Below are 17,261 nucleotides of genomic sequence, written 5' to 3'. Positions count from 1 at the left end.
GTGTGCTGAGCCCGGGTGTTAGGAAGGGCCCCTTTTTATGCACGAGGCGTTAAGAAGGGGCCCTTCCTTACCGCAGGGAGGCGCGGGCGGAGAAGGCGATGCTCGCCAGCAGGAAGCCACCGTTGACGATCGTGAACGCGACCATCACCCAGAACGCCAGCGCGGGCGCGAAGGCCAGCACCAGACCGGCCACGAAGATCACCGCGCCGTAGTCGCGGACCAGCTTCACCAGGCGTACCGGGAGCGAGGTCGAGGTGACCATGCTCGCCGCGTTCGGCCCGGACTGCATCACCGACGTCACCAGGTTGACCATCCAGGTGCCGGCGAACACCGCCACCAGCCAGACCGGCGTGGACGGGCGCTGCGCCACCGCCGTCGCGCCGATGGCCGCGACCAGCGCAATCTGGGCGGCCACGTCGCAGAGCACGTCGATCCGGGCGCCGGCCGCGCTGCCCTGCCCGGTCACCCGGGCGAGCTGCCCGTCGGCGCAGTCCAGCGCGTACGCGACCTGCCACGCGACCAGCGCGAACAGCCCGACCGCCCAGGCCGGTACGGTGCCGGCGGCCACGTCGTCGGCGAGCGCCACCACGGTGACCGAGGCGGCCAGCCCCAGCACCAGGTTGGCCAGCGTCAGCGCGGTCGGGCGCAACCCCAGGCGCTGGGCGGCAAGCGCGAAGGCCGCCCCGATCCACTGACTGATCGACTCGCTGAACAAGCCGCCTCCCCGGTTGACCCGGTGGAAGTCGGCGACTGTGGGACGGGGCTCAGCCAATGTGGTCGCGGAGGGCACCGGCGTAGTCTGCCAGCCGCTCCCGCGTCTCGGTAGCGGACATCGCGAGGTGTTCGAGGATGGTGTAACGGTCCGGCCGGGTGGCCGGCGCGAACTGCACCGCCTCCACGAACTGGTCGTCGGTCAGCTCGACCTCGGCAGGCAGCCGGGGCAGCCCGTGCCGGGTCAGGCAGGCCGTCATCTCGGCGAACCGGCGCTCGTCGCCGCGCAGGTACGTGCAGAACAGCGCGCCGAGCCCGGCCAGCTCGCCGTGCGAGGCGGTGCCGGGGAAGAGCGCGTCGATCGCGTGCATGATCTCGTGGCAGCCGCCGCTGCACGGCCGGCTGGTGCCCTCGATCGCCATCGCCAGGCCACTGGAGATCAGCGCGTCGGCGAGCACCGTGACGAAGCCGTCGTCGTTCATGTCACCCGGGTGGTTGAGCACCGCCTCGGCGCCCGCGCGCGACAGCGAGGCGGCCAGCCCGTCGACCCGCTCACCGCGGACCCGCCGGGCCAGTTCCCAGTCCGCCAGCGCGCTGATGTTGCTGACCACGTCGCCGATGCCGGCCCGGTTGTGCCGCTCCGGCCCGGCCTCCACGAAGTCCAGGTCCACGATCACGGCGATCGGGATGTGCACGCCGTAGGAGCCCTTCAGGCCCTCGGTGATCAGGCTGGCGACCGGGGAGGCGATGCCGTCGTTGGCGAGGCTCGTCGCCACCGACACCATCGGCAGCCCGCGCCGGGTCGCCGCGTACTTGGCCACGTCGATCGTCTTGCCGCCGCCGATGCCGACCACCGCGTCGTACGACCGGGCGCGCAGCTTCGTCCCCAGGTCGTCGGCGGCGTCCAGCGTCCCCCCGGCCACGGTGAACACGTCGGCCGAGCGCAACGACGGCCGGATCAGCTCGGCGATCCGTTCGCCCTGCCCCGGCCCGACCACCACGGCGACGTCGCCACCGGCGGAGATCCGCCCGTCGGAGAGGATCGCCGCCAGGTCGGCCACCGCGCCCCGCCGCACGTCGATGTGCAGCGGGGTGAGGACGCTGCGGGCTAGTAGCGGCACGCGATCTCCCGCGCCCGGGCCAGATCGGCGTGGTTGTCGACCTCGACCCAGGAGACGTCACCGATCGGGGCCGCCCGCACCTCGCCGCCGCGCTCGGCGAACTCCTGGTAGCCGTCCTCGTAGTAGAGGTTCGGGTCGCGCCGCCAGGTCGCCTCCAGCGCGTCCGCGAGCGGCTCGGCCACCTGCGGCTCGATCAGCGTCGCGCCGATGTACTCGCCGTACGCCTCGCCCGGGTCCATCAGCTTGGTGATGCGGGTGAGCTGGCCGGCGGCGTCGAAGGTGGTCTTCATCTCCTCCTCGGCCAGCGGCTTGAGCGTGTCCACGGCGAGCAGGATGCCCGGCCCGCGCTCGGCCAGCAGCGTCTTCTCCACGCTCACCGGGTGCACGGTGTCGCCGTTGACGAGCAACACGCCCCGGGAGAAGTACTCGCGCGCCAGCCAGAGCGAGTACGCGTTGTTCCACTCCTCGGCCTTGTCGTTGTGGACCAGGGTGAGCGTGACGCCGTACTTCTCCTCCAGGGCGGCCTGCCGCTGCCGCACCGCGTCGGCCGCGTAGCCGACCACGATCACGACCTCGTTCAGCCCCACCTCGGCGAGGTTGCGCAGCGCGATGTCGAGGATGGTGGTCTCCCCGTCGACCGGCACCAGGGCCTTGGGCAGGGTGTCGGTGTACGGCCGCAGCCGGCGCCCCGCTCCCGCGGCGAGCACCATCCCGATCATGCCGACACGCTCCTCTTCTCGACCCGATTCCACCCGGCGAGGATATCGCCGGGCGCCGACCGGCAGTGGTTCAGCCCGTCAGCCCGATCGAACGCAGCGCGGCGAAGCCGTCCTCGGCGATCCGCCGGATCAGCCCGTCGTTGACGTCCCGGTGCTCGTCGAGCAGGTCGACGTCCGACTCCGCCAGCCAGCGGAACTCGGTGTGCTTGCCGGCCTCCAGCCGAGGGCGGCTCAGATCGCCGTCCACCCGGACCAGGAAGTCGGTCTCCACCCGGGTCAGCCCGTCGTCGGCGGTGTAACGGTATTCGCCGACCAGGCCGAGCACGTGCGACACGGACCAGCCGGTCTCCTCGGTGACCTCCCGGCGCAGCGCGTCGTCGATCTCCTCGCCCGGTTCGAGGTGGCCGCCGACGATGTCCCAGCAGTTCGGGAAGAGGCGTCGGTCGGGGGATCGGCGTTGGATGAAGATGCGGCCGTCGTCGTCGACGATCAGCGCGCCGGCGCAGCGCAGGGGCTCGGTGGGCACCCTCCGACAGTAGCCATCCGCGCCGCCTCCGGCGATGCCCGTCCTTGTCCCGGTACGCATAGAGGGCCCACCATGTCCGTACTCAGTCGCCGTCCCACAGGGGTGATGTGTGATGCAGGTACGCGAAGCGATGTCCAGCGAGGTACTCGTGGTCGGGCCGGAGCACACGCTCCGGCAGGCGGCCCGGATGATGTCGGCCCGCGGTGTCGGGTCGGCGGTCGTGATCGACCCGGACTCCGAAGGGGTCGGGATCATGACCGAACGCGACGTGCTGAAGGCGATCGGTGCCGGGCTCGACCCGGATGTCGAGCGCACCGGCGCGCACCTGACCTGGGACGTCGTCTACGCCGGCCCGGACTGGACGGTCGAGGAGGCCGCCGCGGCGATGGCCCGGGGCGGTTTCCGGCACCTGGTCGTGCTCGACGGGCGTGAGGTGGCTGGAGTGATCTCGGTACGGGATCTGATGCGGGTCTGGGCGGGGCAGCACGCGCCGACCCGGAGCTGAACCGGGCCGGCGCGACGGGCGCCGGAGAAGGGCGATGGCCCGGCCGATACCGGCCGGGCCATCGTCGTGTGTGTTCTGTTTCGGTCGTGCCGCCCGTCAGGGGCCGACGAAGACCGAGGTGCCGCGCCAGTCCACGTCGTCGACGCTCGGACCGCTGCGCACCGTGGCGGTACCGGTCGGCACGCCGCCCGACCACGCCATCGAGGCGAGGTTGCCGGTGCTCCGGGAGACGACGTAGAGCGTGTCGCCGTCCAGGAACAGGCCGCCCGCGTCGGCGAAGCCGGTGGTGCCGGTGACCGTGTTGCGCTCGGCGCCGACGGTGCCGGTGTCCGGCGCGAACCCGCGCCAGAACAGCGTGCTCTGACCGGCCAGCGAGTAGTAGACCCGGCCCTTGGAGTAGAACATCGCGGTCACGTTCGGCAGTTCGGCGGAGAAGTTGCCGGTCATGCCGGCGTAGGTGGAGCCCTCCGGCGCGGAGCCGGTGACGACCAGGTCCCACTTCGCGTCGTGGTACGGGTCCAGCTTCTTCGCGGTGCCGAACTCGGTGCCGTCGAACGAGCGCTTGTAGAGGTCGCCGCCGACGCCGTAGAACAGGTCACCGCCGACCCAGAACGCGCCCTTGATGTTCGACCAGCCGGTGTTGTCGCCGTTCGGCACCGACATCGCGTTGCCGACCGAGGACGCGCCGTCGTACGTCCGCTTGGTGATGCTGTCCACCGTGGTGGACGGCGGCACCGGCGGCAGCTTGACGATCTCGATGGCCTGCACCAGCGGGTTCTCCAGGACGCGACCGAAGTCGATGTCGATGTTGCCGTCACTGGTGACCGGGAACGCCCGCATGGTGCCCCGGTTGGTTGCGCCGATCGCCGTGATCGGGTCGAAGTTGCTCAGCTTGACGACGCCGTCGATGCTGACGTTGAACTTGCGCTTGCCGGCGGTGGCGGTACCGGCGTAGCGGTTCGCCAGGTAGAGGCGCACCTGCACCGGCGTGCCGGCCGGAACCGGGAAGTCCCACTGCATGTCCGGCGCGGTCGACTCGTCCCACCGCTCCGAGTTGAACAGCTCCACCGGCGTGCCGGCCGGCACGGTGGCGTCGAGCGCGGCGTTGGTGGTGTAGCTGGTCACCTGGCTGCCGGTGTTGTGGTAGGTGCTCGGCGCGGCGGCGGTGTCCGCAGCCCAGGCCGGCCCGCTCGGCGCGGCCATCTGGTCGCCACCGGCGTTGACCCGGTAGAGCACGTCCGAGGCGTCCGGGGTGGGCGCGGTCTTGACGATCTCGATGCCGTGGACCAGCGGGTTCTGGACCACCCGGCCGAAGTCGATGTCGACCACGCCGTCGCTGACCAGGGAGATCGACTGCATCGTGCCGCGGTCGGTGCCACCGGCGGCCACGACCGGGTCGAAGTCGTTCAGCTTGAGCACGCCGTCGACGCTGACGTCGAACTTGCGGTTACCCGGCTTGCTCGTGCCGGACCAGCGGTTGGCCATGTAGATCCGGACGTCGATCCGGGTGCCGGCCGCGACCGGGATGTCCCACTGCATGTCCGGCGCGGTCGACTCGTCCCACCGCTCCGAGTTGAACAGCGTGGCCGGCGTGCTCGCCGGCACGGTGGCGTCGAACGTGGCGTTCGTCGGGTACGTGGTCACGCTGTTGCCGGTGTTGTGGTACGGGCTCGGCGAGGCCTCGCTGTCGGCGGCCCAGTCCGGCCCGCCGTCGGTGGCCGGGATGGCCGGACCGCCGGCGTTGACCCGGTAGAGCACCTCGGTCTGCGCCGCGCGACCGGCCTGGTAGACGTTGCCCGGCAGGCCCTTGGTGCTGGTCGAGTGCGGGGCGTTGCCACCGGCCAGCGGGAAGAACGCGAGCCGCTTGCGCTGGTAGTCGAAGTCGCCGATGTACTCCTGGTCGCTGCCCAGCCAGAGCCCCTCCGGGGTCACCAGCATCTCGGTGACGCCGTAGCCGCGCGGGTGGCGGCCCGGGTTCCAGGACAGCGGCAGGCCGCTGACCGGGTCGAGGGCGGCGATGCTGGCACGCGGCACCGCGCCCGGTCCGGCCTTGTCCCGGGCGAGCGGGTTGTTCGACCAGCGGAAGTGGCCGCCGACGTAGATGGCCTTCTCGCTGATGCCGACGGAGAGGAAGGTGTCGCCGCCGCTGAAGTTCGTCCAGGTCGGCTTCTGACCGGCGCCGGTGGCGTCGGTCTCCCAGCGGGCCGCGGAGTCACAGAGCGTGCCGGGGTAGGACGCGCCGGTGGTGACCACCACGAAGTACTTGCTGTCCGGGGAGAACTGGACGTCGCGCACCCACGAGTCGAACGCGGTGTACTTGCAGGCCGCGGCGTAGCTGTCGGTGTTCCAGTCGGCGATGGTCGCGGAGTTCTCACCGAGGTTGATCCGCACGATCTGGTCGTGCACGACGCCGTCGGCCTTCTTGAAGTTGCCGATGACCACGAGGTGCTTGCCGTCCGGCGAGACGGTGAACTTCTCCACGCCCACACCGGCCGAGGCCCCGTTGTTGGTCGGGGTCCAGTTGTGGTTCTCGGTCAGCGCCACGGTGAGGTAGTCGTCCACCGCGCCGGTGGTCGGGTTCAGCGAGGCCAGCCCGTTGCGGTTGGTCGTCGCGGTGACGGTGGTGAAGATGCCGCCGACGAGCAGGTGGCCGTCGACGAGCGCGATGTCGCTGACGGTGCCGTTGAACGCCGGGCCCTTGAACCCTTCGACGGGGGTGCCGTCGGCGACGTTCAGCAGCGCCAGCTTGCGGAAGTTCTTGTCGCCGACCTTGTTGAACTTGCCGGCCACGTAGACGGTGCCCGGGGTCGGGCCGGCGATGATGGCGGTGACGTCGTTGTCCAGCACCGGCGCGAACGCATTGTCGATCTTGCCGGTGGCCTTGTCGAAGGCGAGCAGCCCGCGCCGGTCGACCGGAGTGGGTGAGGAACCCCGGTTCTGCGCGTTGGTGAACGAGCCGCCGACGATCACCTTGCTGCCGGCGTCGTGGATGGCCACCACGTTGCCGTCGTTGATGTTCGGCGTCTTGTCCGACGGCACCTCGCCGACCATCGTGCTGTGGTCGGGCGCGGGCGCGGTGGTCGGCGCGGCGAGCGCCGGCACCGGTGTGAACAGGGTGGCGATGCCGAGTACGGCAGCGCCGAAGGCGGACACCGAGCGGTGTCTCAGGATCGAGGAAGCCACAGGCTACTCCGGGGGGAATACGTCGGAGGCGCTGCGATCGTGGCCGGTGCCGACTTGAGGCGGGGCGTCACTCGACCGACCGCAGACGTGAGAGCAATACCTTCTCGCATTCGCCGGTCGCGCGTCCACCCGGGATCGGCCTTTTTGGCCGAGGAAACGGCCCGGGTCGCACGAAAAGACGAGCGACTATCACTCGCCGGACACGGAGGGTGTCCCTGAGGGGACGCTCAGGTCGGGCATCGGCGGCTGGAAGTACGGATCCGTCGCCATCTCCCGGAAGACCTTCTCGCTTTCCGGGTCGTCGCCGAACGTGCTGTCGTAAATCGGCTTCTGCGTCTGCTTCGCCGCGAAGTAGACCGCCGCCTTGATCTGCGGGTGCTTCTTCAGGTACGGCCCGACCTCGCGCATCCAGTCGGCCCGCTGGCCCGGACGCCCGTCCTGGGTCAGGCCGAACTCGCCGATGACGACAGGCCGCGGGTGCTTCTTGGCGAACGCCATGAAGTGGTCCATGCGATTGGAGAAGCTGTTCCACTCCGGGCTGGGATAGACGTCGGCGCAGAGCCAGTCGACCTGGTCGTCGCCGGGGTAGTAGGCGGCGGCCCGGCGCTGCGGCTCGGCGAAGCCGTCCGCGTGCGGGCACCACACCCAGGCCGCGTTGGTGACGCCCATCTCCGTGAAGATGCCGCGGACGTGCTTCCACGCGGCGACGTAGTCCTCCGGCGAGTGCATGCTCGCGGCCAGGTTCGGCCGGTCCATCTCCCACCGGTAGCGCAGCAGCACCGGAACGCCGAACTCCTTGACGTCGCGCGCGCGTTCCCGGATCAGCGTGTCGTAGATGCCGCTGACCGTGGAGCGGGTGTCGGTGCCCTGCCAGGAGATCATCTGGAGCCTGCCCCGGGCCTGGAACGCCCGCTCGCTGGCGCCCGGGAACGGCTCGTTCCACTCGTGGAACATGTGCGCGATGGCGAGTGTGCCGCCGGCGGCCCGGTTGAACTCGTCGAACGCGGCGGCCCGCCCGGTGGCGGTGTGGTACTGCGGCTTGACCCAGGTGCCGAGCCAGGCGCCCTGCTCCGGCGGCTCCGGCCCGCGGCCGGTGGTGCGGACCGGCGCGGTCCGCGGCGTCACGGTCGGTGGAGGCGGCGCCGCCGTGGTCCCCTCGTCGGACCGTTCGGAGCCGATCTCACAGGCCGTCACGGCCGGTGCCAGCAAGGCCAGGCCCAGCACGGCAGCCATCGTCAGTCGTAACCGTCGTACCACCGCAACCTCTCCCCAGGACGGTCGCCGGCCACGGTGGGGCCCTGACGGATCCGCGTGAGCGGAGAGGCACGCCGGGCCGGGCGGGCGACCCCTGGCACTCTACCCGGGGAGGAGCGCTCAGGCGGGGTAGCCGAGCTCGCTCAGCAGCGGTCCGGCCTGCGCCAGCACATCGGCCAGATCCTTTTCGGTCAGTCGCTGCCGCCAGCGCCCCACCGAGCCCGGCCGGGCCTTGGCGAAGCGGGCGTGCAACGCCGCCCGGCCGGCCGGGTCGCGTACCTCCAGGAAGTCGGCGACCACCTCGGCGGCCTCCGCCGGCCGGGTGACGACCTCCTCGTAGCGCAGGTGCCGCACCCGGTCCGCGGGCAGCTCGGCGAGCTGGGTGAGCGCGCTGCTGGTGAAGCGCCGCCACATCCAGGCCGACCGGCCCAGGTCGGAGACCTGCGTGAACTCGTCGCGCCGCTCCGGCTCCACCCAGAACCGCGGCGCGGCGCCCCAGGGCGTACCGCCCCGGCCGCTGCGACCGGTGCCGGTGGACGCGGCGTTCAGCCAGGGCTGCTCGGCGTGCGACACCGCCACGTCCCGGCCGTCCCGGTAGACGTGCAGGAAGACCGCGTCCGGGAAGACCTCGGTCAGGAACGGCACGATGAAGCAGTTCTCCGGGTCCTTCTCGGCGAAGCGCAGTCCACCGTGCCCGGACGCGGCGAGCAGCGCGCCGTAGTAGCCCCGGAAGTAGCGGGCCGCCCGCTGCGGCGTCCAGCTTCCCTCGTAGACACAGCGGGCGACCGCCTTGGTCAGGCGCGGCTCGAAGTGGTACGACACGTCCGGCAGCGCGCCGACGCAACTGCCCAGGAACGTGGTGCCGGAACGCGGGGCCCCCAGGATGAAGATCGGGCGCTCCACCTTCAGCGTGAGGCGGCGGTTGCCCGCCTCCACCGGCCGTTCCAGCTCGCGGCGTTCCTTGCGGTCCGCCAGCAGGCCGACCGCGGCGAGCTTCGCGGCCTTCACGGTGGACAGCCCGGAGTGCGGGGCGAGGGGGGAGTCGCTGGTCATCGAAGGTCCCATCGGTGCGCAGGATCGGTCAGGACTGGGCGGCCGGGTCCGACCCGGCGCGGTTGCGGCCGCGGCGAAGGGACCGCAGCGCGTCGAGGTTCAGCGTGCGCCGCCAGCGCCAGACACCCGCCGCGTACGCGGCCAGGCCGACGGCGCTCACCAGCGCGAGCACCGGCGGCGTGGCGTCGAGCAGGCTCGCCGCGCCCAGCGGCAGGCCCAGCGCCACGACGGCGAGCGCCATCGCGGTACGGGTGCCGGCGCCGAACGGGTGCAGCCGCATCGACCACCAGAGCTGGGTCAGCGGCACCAGGTTGGTGACCAGGATCGAGATCGTCCAGGCCAGAGCCGCGCCGAGGATGCCGAACCGCGGGATGAGCAGCAGGTTGCCGACCACGTTGAGCACGGTGCCGGTCATCGCGTTGTAGAACGTCCACGCGGTGCGCCCGGCCATGTTGAGCACCATGTCGACCATGCCGCATCCGGTGGCCAGCAGCATGGTCAGCGCCAGCAGCACCACGACCCGGCGGCCGTCGGCGTAACCGGCGCCGAAGAGCGCCAGCATCGGCGTCGCGAAGGCCGCGAAGATCAGGTACGCGGGCCAGGAGAGGATCACCAGCCAGCCGGTGGCGACCTGGTAGAGCTGGCCCGCCTCGGCCCGGTCGTTGCGGGCGAACGCGGCGGCCAGCCGGTGCTGCACCGAGCTGGACAGCGCGACGCTGGAGAGCTGGCCCAGCGCCAGGAACCGGGTCGCCGCCGTGTAGATGGCCGCCTCGGCCGGCCCGCGCAGCGCGCTGAGCAGCACGATGTCCAGCCGCTGCACCACGATCGCGGCCAGGCTGCTGACCGCACGTGGCCCGGTGAAGCGCCAGAACGGCCCGGCCAGCTCACGCGCCGGCACCGGCCGGGTCACCTGCCGCCCGGCCCGGCCGACGAGCCGGCTCAGCCAGAACAGCGCGACCACCGCGGCGAGCAGGTACGGCACCACCCAGGCCAACGGCAGCGCCACGGTGGCGGACAGCCCGAGCCAGGCGGCCACCGCCACGGCCAGGAACTGCACCAGCGTGCGGCCGAGTCGCTCCACTGTCAGCAGCGGGCGCATCTGGCCGAAGCCCCGGCAGGCGGCGAGCGCGTAGTCGTTGAGCGCGGCCAGCGGCACGAACGCCAGCAGGATGCGCAGCGCGGTCACCGCATCCGGCCCGGCCTCCGGCATGGTGGCCCGGGCCAGCGCCGGCGCGGCCAGCCAGCCGGCGAGGCCGAGCAGCGCGCCGACCGCGAGCACCGGCAGCAACCCGACCAGGATCGTGCCCCGGATCTGGTCGCGGCGGTCCAGCGTGCGCTGGCGGCTGACGAAGTAGACGGTGCCGACGTCGGTGCCGAGCCGGGCCGCCGACGCGGCGATCATGAACGCGCTGGTGGCCGCGAAGAACATGCCGGCCTCGCGGACGGACCAGCCCCGGGCGATGACGATGTTGAGCCCGAACCCGGCCACCGCGGCCAGGCCGACACCGACCAGGTTCGCGAAGCCCTGCCGGGCCGCGCCGCCGAGCCCCGCGCCCGGCCCGGGCGGCGGTGCGGTGAGCGTCGGGGTGCCGCCGGCGTCCGGCCGGGTCACCGCCGCCACGACGGCACGCGTCCCCACCACGCCGCCAGCCGCTCGTCGTACGGGGCGAAGTGGTCCTCCAGCCGGGCCCGCAGCTCCGCCGACATGGGCGAACGGGACCGCGAGTTGTGCTTGCCGAACGCGATGTCCGCCCAGCGGGGCAGCCCGAGGAAGTCGCAGACCGCGTCGAAGGACGGGCGCGGGTCGGCGAAGAAGTCGTCGCTGTCGATGACGTGCATCCGCTCCCGCCCGACGAGCGCCTCCAGCCGCTCCAGCTGCTCGATGTAGCGGCCCCGGGCCAGGTACGCGTTGTGCTGCAGGTGCTCGCTCGCGTACGCGGCCGAGCGGATCATCCGCTCCCGCTCGCCCGCGGTCCGCTGCTCCTCCAGCGCCAGCGCCCGCTCGAAGTCAGACTCGGTCTCGTAGCCCCGCGCCAGCTCGTGCGAGTGCGCCGAGTACGCCCGCTCCACCGGGTCACGCAGCAGCACCAGCAGCTTCACCGAGGGCAGGTCCTTGGCGATGCGCTGCCCGGCCAGCGGGTGGAACATGTAGTACGGGCTGGACTCGCCGGTGATCCCGCGTACCCCGATCTGGGCCTTGACCGCCTCGGCCTTGGCCGTGGTGGGGAAGTGCCCGAGGTACCAGTTCATCCCCCGGTGGTAGTCCATGTCGAAGTAGTGCACGCCCTTGTGGTACGCGGGCGGCAGCACGCCGGGGTGCTGCGAGAGCGTCTTGAAAAGCGAGGTGGTGCCGCAGCGCTGCGCCCCCACGATCAGGAATCCCGGCACCATCCGTGAACCGGCGGTCAACCGACCGACCGTCCGGCTCACCGACTTCACCGCGCGGAGCGCCTGCTCCCTGGCCACCGTCACGTCCCCACTCCTCACTCTCACCGGGCCCGGCGGGCCAGGTGTTCCTCCACGGCGGGCAGCAGCCAGGTGTCGACGTGCCCCAGTCGCGCACCCGCCTCCGCCTGCCGGTCGCGCAGGTAGCGCGCAGCCAGCTCCACCAGGTAGAGCACGGCGACCAGATCGGCGCCCCCACCGGTCTGGTCGAACGGTGCCAGGGTTGCCCCGGCGCCGGCGATCAGCGCACGCGCGGCCTCGACCGGTTCCACCCCGTCGTGGCTCATCGCGCCCTGCACCGCCAGGTGCAGCGCGTCGTACCCGGCCGGCACGTCCGCCTCGAACCGCTCCCAGTCCCAGACCAGCACCCGGCCGTCGGCGAGCACCGCGCTGTTGCCGCCGTTCCAGTCCCCGTGCCACGCGCCGAAGGCGACCACCGGGTCGGCGTCCGCGACGGACTTCAGCACCGCGCGCAGCCGCCCGGCCTCCGGCCGGGGTCCGAGCGCGTCCACCGCGGCGGTGAGCCGGGCCGCGTGCCCGCTGGCCGCCCACGACTCCCGGCGTACGCCGAGACAGCCGGCGACCGCCACCATGGCCGCGCGTTCGGCCGCCTGCGCGGCGGCCGGGGCGGCCCGGGGCAGCCGCACCGGCAGCGCCTCCTGCACGAGCAGCGCGTGCCCGTGCCAGTCGCCGTGGTGGCGTACCCCGGCCAGGACCACCGGGCCGAGCGGCACCTCGGCGAGGCGGCGCAGCGCGTCCGCCTCCGCGTGCACGAGCGCGCGGGTCAGCGGGTCGACGCCGAGTTTCGCGTACCCGAGGGCCCGGCCGTCCGGGGCGAGCAGTTGCAGCACCGGCTTGCGGTTCGCGCGGGCCGGCCCGATGTGCAGGCTGACCAGCGCCGGCTCACCCAGCACCTCGGCCAGGTGCGCGTCCAGCCCGCCGCCGTCGACGACCAGCCGGTCGCGGAAGACGAGCGGCCCGAGACCGAGCCGGAACGCGGTGGCGAGGCCCTGCCGGACCAGCTTGGCCTTGCGGCCGACGGCCTCGGTGGAGTGCCGGACCGCGCTCGCCGCCGCCCGGCCGGAGCCGGTGGGCACGAGCAGCCGGGGGCGGGCCGCCGAGGGCACCACCACCCAGCCGGCGCCGCCGCGGCGCAGGCTGGGCTCGGCCGGCGCGGGCCAGATCAGCCCGGCCAGTTCACCGAGGTACGCGGCACGGCCGTCGCCGTCCGGGGGTACGCGGAACACCATCAGCGGTCACCGGTCGCTTCCAGCCGGGCCCGTAGCCCGGCGATCGTGCCCTGCGGTGGCGCGGGCGCGAGCGACCGGCGGATCCGGTCGTTGCGGGCCAGCAGGGCGACAGTGATCAGGGCGTAGGCGAGGGTTGCTTCCATCGCACCGTAGGTGAACTGGAAGAAGAGCATGAGGATGAGCACGAGCGTGCCGGCGATCCCGATGGCGCTGTGGTCGCGCCGGTAGCGCCAGATGCAGTAGATGAAGAACGCGTTGTAGCAGATCGCGCCGACCCAGCCCTGCCCGACGAGCAGCGCCCAGACCTGGCCGTTGCTGCCCAGCTCCCGGTTGCCGCACTGCTTGCAGTCCTCGGACTTGCCGATGGCGATCGACCGGTTGCTGCCGATCAGCGCCCGGTTGCCGCCGTAGCCGAGGATCGGCGACTGGTTGGCCGCCCGGACCGCGCCCTGCGACAGGGTGGTGCGGATGTCGTCGCTGTGCCCGTTCTGCAGGCGTTCGTCGAAGGTGCGGCCGAGCGGGGTCGCGACGATCAGCACGCCGATCAGTCCGACCGCCAGGGCGAGCCCGCCGAGCACCACCATCCGGCCGCGCAGCGCGAGCCGCAGCGCCACGTACGCGGCGGCGATGCCGAGGCCGATCCAGAGGCCGCGGTTGAGGGAGTAGACGATCGGGAAGATCGCCGCCAGCGCGATGGCCACGCCGGCGGTGCGGCGCAGCGGCTTGCCCAGCACCACCCAGCCGACGATCAGCCAGACCAGCAGGATCGCGGTGTTCTGGCCCCACGAGTTCGTGTAGGTGAACGGCGCGGACGGGCGGGGCGAGCTGGCCTCCCCCTCGATCACCTGCTGCACCTGGGCGAACTTGATCTCCATGAGCGAGGTGACGTACGGGTGGCCGGCGATCGACTGCGGCAGCACGAACCGCAGCGGCGCGACGAACCTGAGGTTCGGGAAGAGCGAGCCGATCCAGCCGCCGAGCACCACGACCACGCCCATGAACCCGAACAGTCGCACCATCCGGCGCTGGGACAGCTCCCGTTCGCGCAGGTTGTAGACGTAGAGCATGGTCACTGTCATCGCGACGTAGTTGGCGAGCCGGATGCCCCAGCCGATGTACTTGCCGCTGCCGCCGGGCGGCAGCGTGTTCGGCGCGGTGAGGTCGAGGGTGAGCACGGACAGGAACACCCAGAGCAGCAGGACCATCCAGATCCCGAAGCCGGGCGGCACCCGGACCGGGCCGCGTTTGCGCATCTGCGCCACCATCGGCACCGCGAAGATGACGAACACGAAGCTCGACACGCCGAGCACCCACCACAGCGGGTACAGCAGGAAGACCGCGATCAGCGGCCATGCCGTCGGCAGCCGCCACGACCAGCCCTCCGGCCGTACCCGCACCGGGCGGAGGCGGTTCCCGCCGGGCGACACCGCGGCGAGCGGAACCGACCCGCGCGCGGTACGGGGCGGGGTGGCGGTGCTCATTTCACGGAGACCTTGGCGGTGGTCGGCGCGTAGATGACCCACGCGTTGCCGGGCTGGGGGCGCAGGAGGTCGCCGCCGGTGTCGGCGAGCGTGCAGACCAGAGGCAGGCCGGGCTTGCGCCACCGGCCCTTGGCGCTGTTCGGCCCGGACACGGCGAGCACCGCGCCCTCACCGAAGACGTTCGCCGAGGGCAGCGAGCGCGGGGACGGGTTGCGTACGTCGAGCGTGCGGTACTCCATCGTCAGCACGATGACGGATGCGGCGGTCACGGTGACCTTGCCGATCCTGCCGGCCCAGACGGACTTCGCCTGGTCGTACCGCCAGACCATCGGCGGACCGCCGGAGACGGTGACGGTGAGTTCGGTGGCGGGTGCCAGGTCGCGGGTGGCGAGCGCCTCGCCGTCGGTGGTGTGGTCGATCGGCGCAGGGGGCGGCTGGCCCCCCTTCGGGGCGGCCTTGAGCAGCGCGGCGGTCGACGTGTAGCCGCCGGAGAAGACCTTGCTGTCGTCGTCGGGCGTGACGCCGTCGAGGTCGGAGTTCTCGAACTGGGTGAGGAAGCCGGTGGGGCCGCCGTTGTAGCCGACGAACGGGCGCAGCACAGTGAGCGACCGGATGTCGACCGGCCGGATCTCGGTGACCGGGCCGATCTTCGCGGCGTCCTTGGAGTGGAACACCGCGGTCAGGTGCAGCGTGTCCGCCTCGGCGAACTCGGCGTAGACCAGGTCGGCGGCGTCCAGGCCGGCCGGTGTGGTCGCGGGGCTCACCCGCAGCGGCACCGCGACCGCCTGGCGGGTCGCCGCGGCCGGGGTGCTGACCGGAGCCCCGGTCAGCGGGCCCTTGGGCAGGGTCGGCGAAGCGCTGGCCGCGGACGGCGAGGAGGTGACGTCGCCCGGGTCCACCACCTGGACCTTGCCCGGCTTGGGCTCGGGCTCGCTGCACCCGGTCCCGACGCCGAGGACGACGGCGGGGGCGATGGCGGCGCGGAGCATCTGCCGACGGTTCACCCCAGGTCCTCGCCGGAGTCGAGGGCGTAGCTGCGGCCGTCGCCGTCACCCCGGGAGCGGTACGTGCCGCCGGTGCCGTTGAGCGGCACCGGCTTGCCCGGGGCGGCGGGCGGGGTGGCCTTGCCGGGCATCTGCGGCGCCGGAGCGGCCGGCTTCGCCGGGGCGGGCCGGGACGACTGCATGCGCGGCAGCACCATGGTCGACTCGGCGGACGGGCCGGGGCTGGGCCGGGGCTTGGGCCGGTTGGCCGGGGCAGCCGGCGCGCTCGACACGTTCGACCCGCCGGACGTCGCCGGGCGGGTGGCGCCGGCGGGCGGTTCGGGCAGGCGCGGAGCCAGCACGGCGCCGATCACCGGCGCGTTCACCTGCTCGAACTGCTGGAGCGCGGCGGTGATCTCACCGCTGCGGGTCTTGCCCGCCTCGGCCACCATGATCACCGCGTCGACGTACCGGCCCAGGGCCTGGGCCTCCACGGCGAACGTGGGCTGCGCGGTCTCGATGATCACGTGGTCGAAGCGCGCGGACAGCTCGTGCAGGATCTCCAGCAGACCGGCGACCGGCAGTTCGACCTCGGCGTCCAGGTCGCCCGGCACCAGCACCCGGAGCTGGCCGAGCCCCGGCACCGGCGCGAGCGCCTTGAGCGGGGGCACGTCGCGGCGCAGCACCGAGGCGAGGCTGTGCCGCCCCTCGGCGACGCCGGTGATCGCGCCCACCGCCGAGTCGGGCTTGGTGGTGATCAGCGCGACCTGCTGGCCGGTGCGGGCGTACGAGGCGGCGAGGTTGGCGGCGACGAACCCGGCGGCGGTGCCGGCCGAGGCGTCACAGAGCAGCAGTTGGCGCCCGCGCCCGCCCTGCGCCGCTTCGGGCACCGCGGAGAGCAGCACGTTGCGCAGCCGGCCCAGCTCGCGGGAGGCCCGGTGGGTGGCCGGCAGGACTGCGAGCGACGGCGCGCGCGACGGCAGTTCCACCAGCAGCGGCAGGCCGACCCGGTCGGAGATGTCGCGTCCGCGGCGGATCCGGGTGTCCAGCCGGTCCAGCACCAGCGCCAGCACGATGCCGAGCAGCAGACCCGCGCCCATGCCGCTGGCGAGGTTGAGCGTGCGGTTCGGCGAGCTGGGCCGCTCCGGCAGCCGGGCGTCGGAGATGATCTCGCCGGGATCGGAGCCGGCCGCGCTCAGCGGGTTGAGCCGGTTGTACAGGTTGCTGATCTGGTTGGTGACGAGCTGGCGGTCGGATTCGGCCCGCTCCCGCTCGGGCGAGTTGGACGGCGCCGCCGAGATCCGTCCGGCGATCGCGCTCAACTGCTTCTGCAGATCGGCGATCTGCTGCTTGAGCGTGTTCGTCTCGTTCTCCAGCGACTTCTGCGCGGTGGCCTTGCGCAGGTCCAGGTAGGCCTGGGCGAACGCGTGCGAGCCCGACTGGGCGCCCTCGGGGCTGTTCGCCTCGTACGCCACCTGGAGGATCTGGCTGTTCGGCGGGACCTTGACGGTCACCGACTTGACGAGCTGGTCGGCCCCGGTGTCGACCTTCATCAGCGCCTTGGCCCGCTCCGCCACCACGAGCGAGCGGACCACCTGCGCCTCGGTGTCGAGGTTGACCTTGGCGTTGGGGTTGTTCTCCGCGCCCGAGCCGAGCGGGCGCACCAGCAGCGACGTGGTCGAGGTGTAGCGCGCCTCCTGGACCTGGCTCAGCGCCAGCCCTCCGCCCAGGCCGAGGACCGCGGCGAGCAGCAGGATCCACCAACGGCGGCGCAGCCAGCCCAGGTAGGCCATCAGGGCAAGACCGTCGGCGTCGCTCTCGGCCAAATGGGGTGAGGGCATCAGAGTCTGTCGCTCCCTTTCGACCGAGCCGGGCAGTCCACGGCACAGCTGGACCTGACCGTGGCCTTGAGTGTCCCCGATCCGAACGACGAGGGAAAGTCTGCTCACGTTCCGGTAAGCCTGCCCGGGTGTGGGCAGCCCGCGTAGAAATGGCCGATCGGCGCTGACCATTCGGCGGGTTTCCCGGTG

The 17,261-nt window shown here is 72.3% G+C and carries 14 protein-coding genes; 1 reads left to right on the top strand and 13 read right to left on the bottom strand.

Annotation, left to right across the window (positions count from 1 at the left end; all coding sequences use genetic code 11):
- Positions 1 to 67 precede the first annotated feature (67 nt).
- The 4 genes from HA073_RS15910 to HA073_RS15895 all read right to left on the bottom strand — a co-directional run bounded on the left by HA073_RS15910 (position 68) and on the right by HA073_RS15895 (position 3,077).
- Positions 68 to 790: a CDP-alcohol phosphatidyltransferase family protein gene (locus HA073_RS15910; RefSeq protein WP_069089255.1), complete on the bottom strand. Its 723-nt coding sequence runs from the start codon at positions 788 to 790 to the stop codon at positions 68 to 70.
- Positions 765 to 1,832, bottom strand: a complete 1,068-nt coding sequence (locus tag HA073_RS15905; protein WP_166456769.1) for an iron-containing alcohol dehydrogenase family protein — start codon at positions 1,830 to 1,832, stop codon at positions 765 to 767. Before HA073_RS15905 ends, HA073_RS15910 begins: the two co-directional genes overlap by 26 nt.
- Positions 1,820 to 2,551 (bottom strand): sugar phosphate nucleotidyltransferase, encoded by a 732-nt coding sequence (locus HA073_RS15900; protein ID WP_043327756.1) that lies wholly within the window; start codon positions 2,549 to 2,551, stop codon positions 1,820 to 1,822. Before HA073_RS15900 ends, HA073_RS15905 begins: the two co-directional genes overlap by 13 nt.
- A 70-nt stretch (positions 2,552 to 2,621) precedes the next feature.
- Complete coding sequence (locus HA073_RS15895; protein ID WP_231915615.1) at positions 2,622 to 3,077, bottom strand: NUDIX domain-containing protein; 456 nt, start codon at positions 3,075 to 3,077, stop codon at positions 2,622 to 2,624.
- A gap of 112 nt (positions 3,078 to 3,189) precedes the next feature.
- On the opposite strand from HA073_RS15895, the gene HA073_RS15890 reads away from it, so the two are divergent.
- The gene (locus HA073_RS15890; protein ID WP_030499400.1) at positions 3,190 to 3,582 is read left to right on the top strand and encodes a cyclic nucleotide-binding/CBS domain-containing protein; all 393 of its coding nucleotides are present in this window, start codon (positions 3,190 to 3,192) and stop codon (positions 3,580 to 3,582) included.
- Between the two features lie 96 nt (positions 3,583 to 3,678).
- Here HA073_RS15890 and HA073_RS15885 read toward each other — a convergent pair whose 3' ends face one another.
- From HA073_RS15885 to HA073_RS15845, 9 genes are all read right to left on the bottom strand, one after another.
- Positions 3,679 to 6,735, bottom strand: a complete 3,057-nt coding sequence (locus HA073_RS15885) for a malectin domain-containing carbohydrate-binding protein (RefSeq protein ID WP_233514793.1) — start codon at positions 6,733 to 6,735, stop codon at positions 3,679 to 3,681.
- 219 nt (positions 6,736 to 6,954) lie between these two features.
- The gene (locus HA073_RS15880; RefSeq protein ID WP_043327759.1) at positions 6,955 to 7,998 is read right to left on the bottom strand and encodes a glycoside hydrolase family 26 protein; all 1,044 of its coding nucleotides are present in this window, start codon (positions 7,996 to 7,998) and stop codon (positions 6,955 to 6,957) included.
- Between the two features lie 141 nt (positions 7,999 to 8,139).
- Positions 8,140 to 9,072: a sulfotransferase gene (locus HA073_RS15875; protein ID WP_166456768.1), complete on the bottom strand. Its 933-nt coding sequence runs from the start codon at positions 9,070 to 9,072 to the stop codon at positions 8,140 to 8,142.
- Between the two features lie 28 nt (positions 9,073 to 9,100).
- Complete coding sequence (locus tag HA073_RS15870) at positions 9,101 to 10,714, bottom strand: oligosaccharide flippase family protein (protein ID WP_166456767.1); 1,614 nt, start codon at positions 10,712 to 10,714, stop codon at positions 9,101 to 9,103.
- Positions 10,681 to 11,544, bottom strand: a complete 864-nt coding sequence (locus HA073_RS15865) for a sulfotransferase (RefSeq protein ID WP_043327762.1) — start codon at positions 11,542 to 11,544, stop codon at positions 10,681 to 10,683. Before HA073_RS15865 ends, HA073_RS15870 begins: the two co-directional genes overlap by 34 nt.
- Before the next feature lie 17 nt (positions 11,545 to 11,561).
- Positions 11,562 to 12,767 carry a hypothetical protein gene (locus HA073_RS15860; RefSeq protein ID WP_064448107.1) on the bottom strand — a complete coding sequence of 402 codons (1,206 nt, stop codon included), beginning with the start codon at positions 12,765 to 12,767 and terminating at the stop codon, positions 11,562 to 11,564.
- Positions 12,767 to 14,248: an O-antigen ligase gene (locus HA073_RS15855; protein WP_069089222.1), complete on the bottom strand. Its 1,482-nt coding sequence runs from the start codon at positions 14,246 to 14,248 to the stop codon at positions 12,767 to 12,769. Before HA073_RS15855 ends, HA073_RS15860 begins: the two co-directional genes overlap by 1 nt.
- Positions 14,245 to 15,252: a DUF3048 domain-containing protein gene (locus tag HA073_RS15850; RefSeq protein WP_166456766.1), complete on the bottom strand. Its 1,008-nt coding sequence runs from the start codon at positions 15,250 to 15,252 to the stop codon at positions 14,245 to 14,247. Before HA073_RS15850 ends, HA073_RS15855 begins: the two co-directional genes overlap by 4 nt.
- The gene (locus HA073_RS15845) at positions 15,249 to 17,072 is read right to left on the bottom strand and encodes a Wzz/FepE/Etk N-terminal domain-containing protein (RefSeq protein ID WP_166456765.1); all 1,824 of its coding nucleotides are present in this window, start codon (positions 17,070 to 17,072) and stop codon (positions 15,249 to 15,251) included. Before HA073_RS15845 ends, HA073_RS15850 begins: the two co-directional genes overlap by 4 nt.
- Between the last annotated feature and the right edge of the window lie 189 nt (positions 17,073 to 17,261).

Origin of the sequence: Micromonospora sp. CMU55-4, from assembly GCF_011602315.1 — a bacterium.
GTDB lineage: Bacteria > Actinomycetota > Actinomycetes > Mycobacteriales > Micromonosporaceae > Micromonospora > Micromonospora chalcea.
This window is presented reverse-complemented; position numbering and strand designations above follow the sequence as displayed.

Coding starts and splice junctions, on each gene's coding strand:
- HA073_RS15900 (WP_043327756.1), bottom strand. CDS start 2,551: ATGATCGGGATGGTGCTCGCCGCGGGAGCGGGGCGCCGGCTGCGGCCG.
- HA073_RS15875 (WP_166456768.1), bottom strand. CDS start 9,072: ATGACCAGCGACTCCCCCCTCGCCCCGCACTCCGGGCTGTCCACCGTG.
- HA073_RS15845 (WP_166456765.1), bottom strand. CDS start 17,072: ATGCCCTCACCCCATTTGGCCGAGAGCGACGCCGACGGTCTTGCCCTG.
- HA073_RS15855 (WP_069089222.1), bottom strand. CDS start 14,248: ATGAGCACCGCCACCCCGCCCCGTACCGCGCGCGGGTCGGTTCCGCTC.
- HA073_RS15860 (WP_064448107.1), bottom strand. CDS start 12,767: ATGGTGTTCCGCGTACCCCCGGACGGCGACGGCCGTGCCGCGTACCTC.
- HA073_RS15880 (WP_043327759.1), bottom strand. CDS start 7,998: ATGGCTGCCGTGCTGGGCCTGGCCTTGCTGGCACCGGCCGTGACGGCC.
- HA073_RS15890 (WP_030499400.1), top strand. CDS start 3,190: ATGCAGGTACGCGAAGCGATGTCCAGCGAGGTACTCGTGGTCGGGCCG.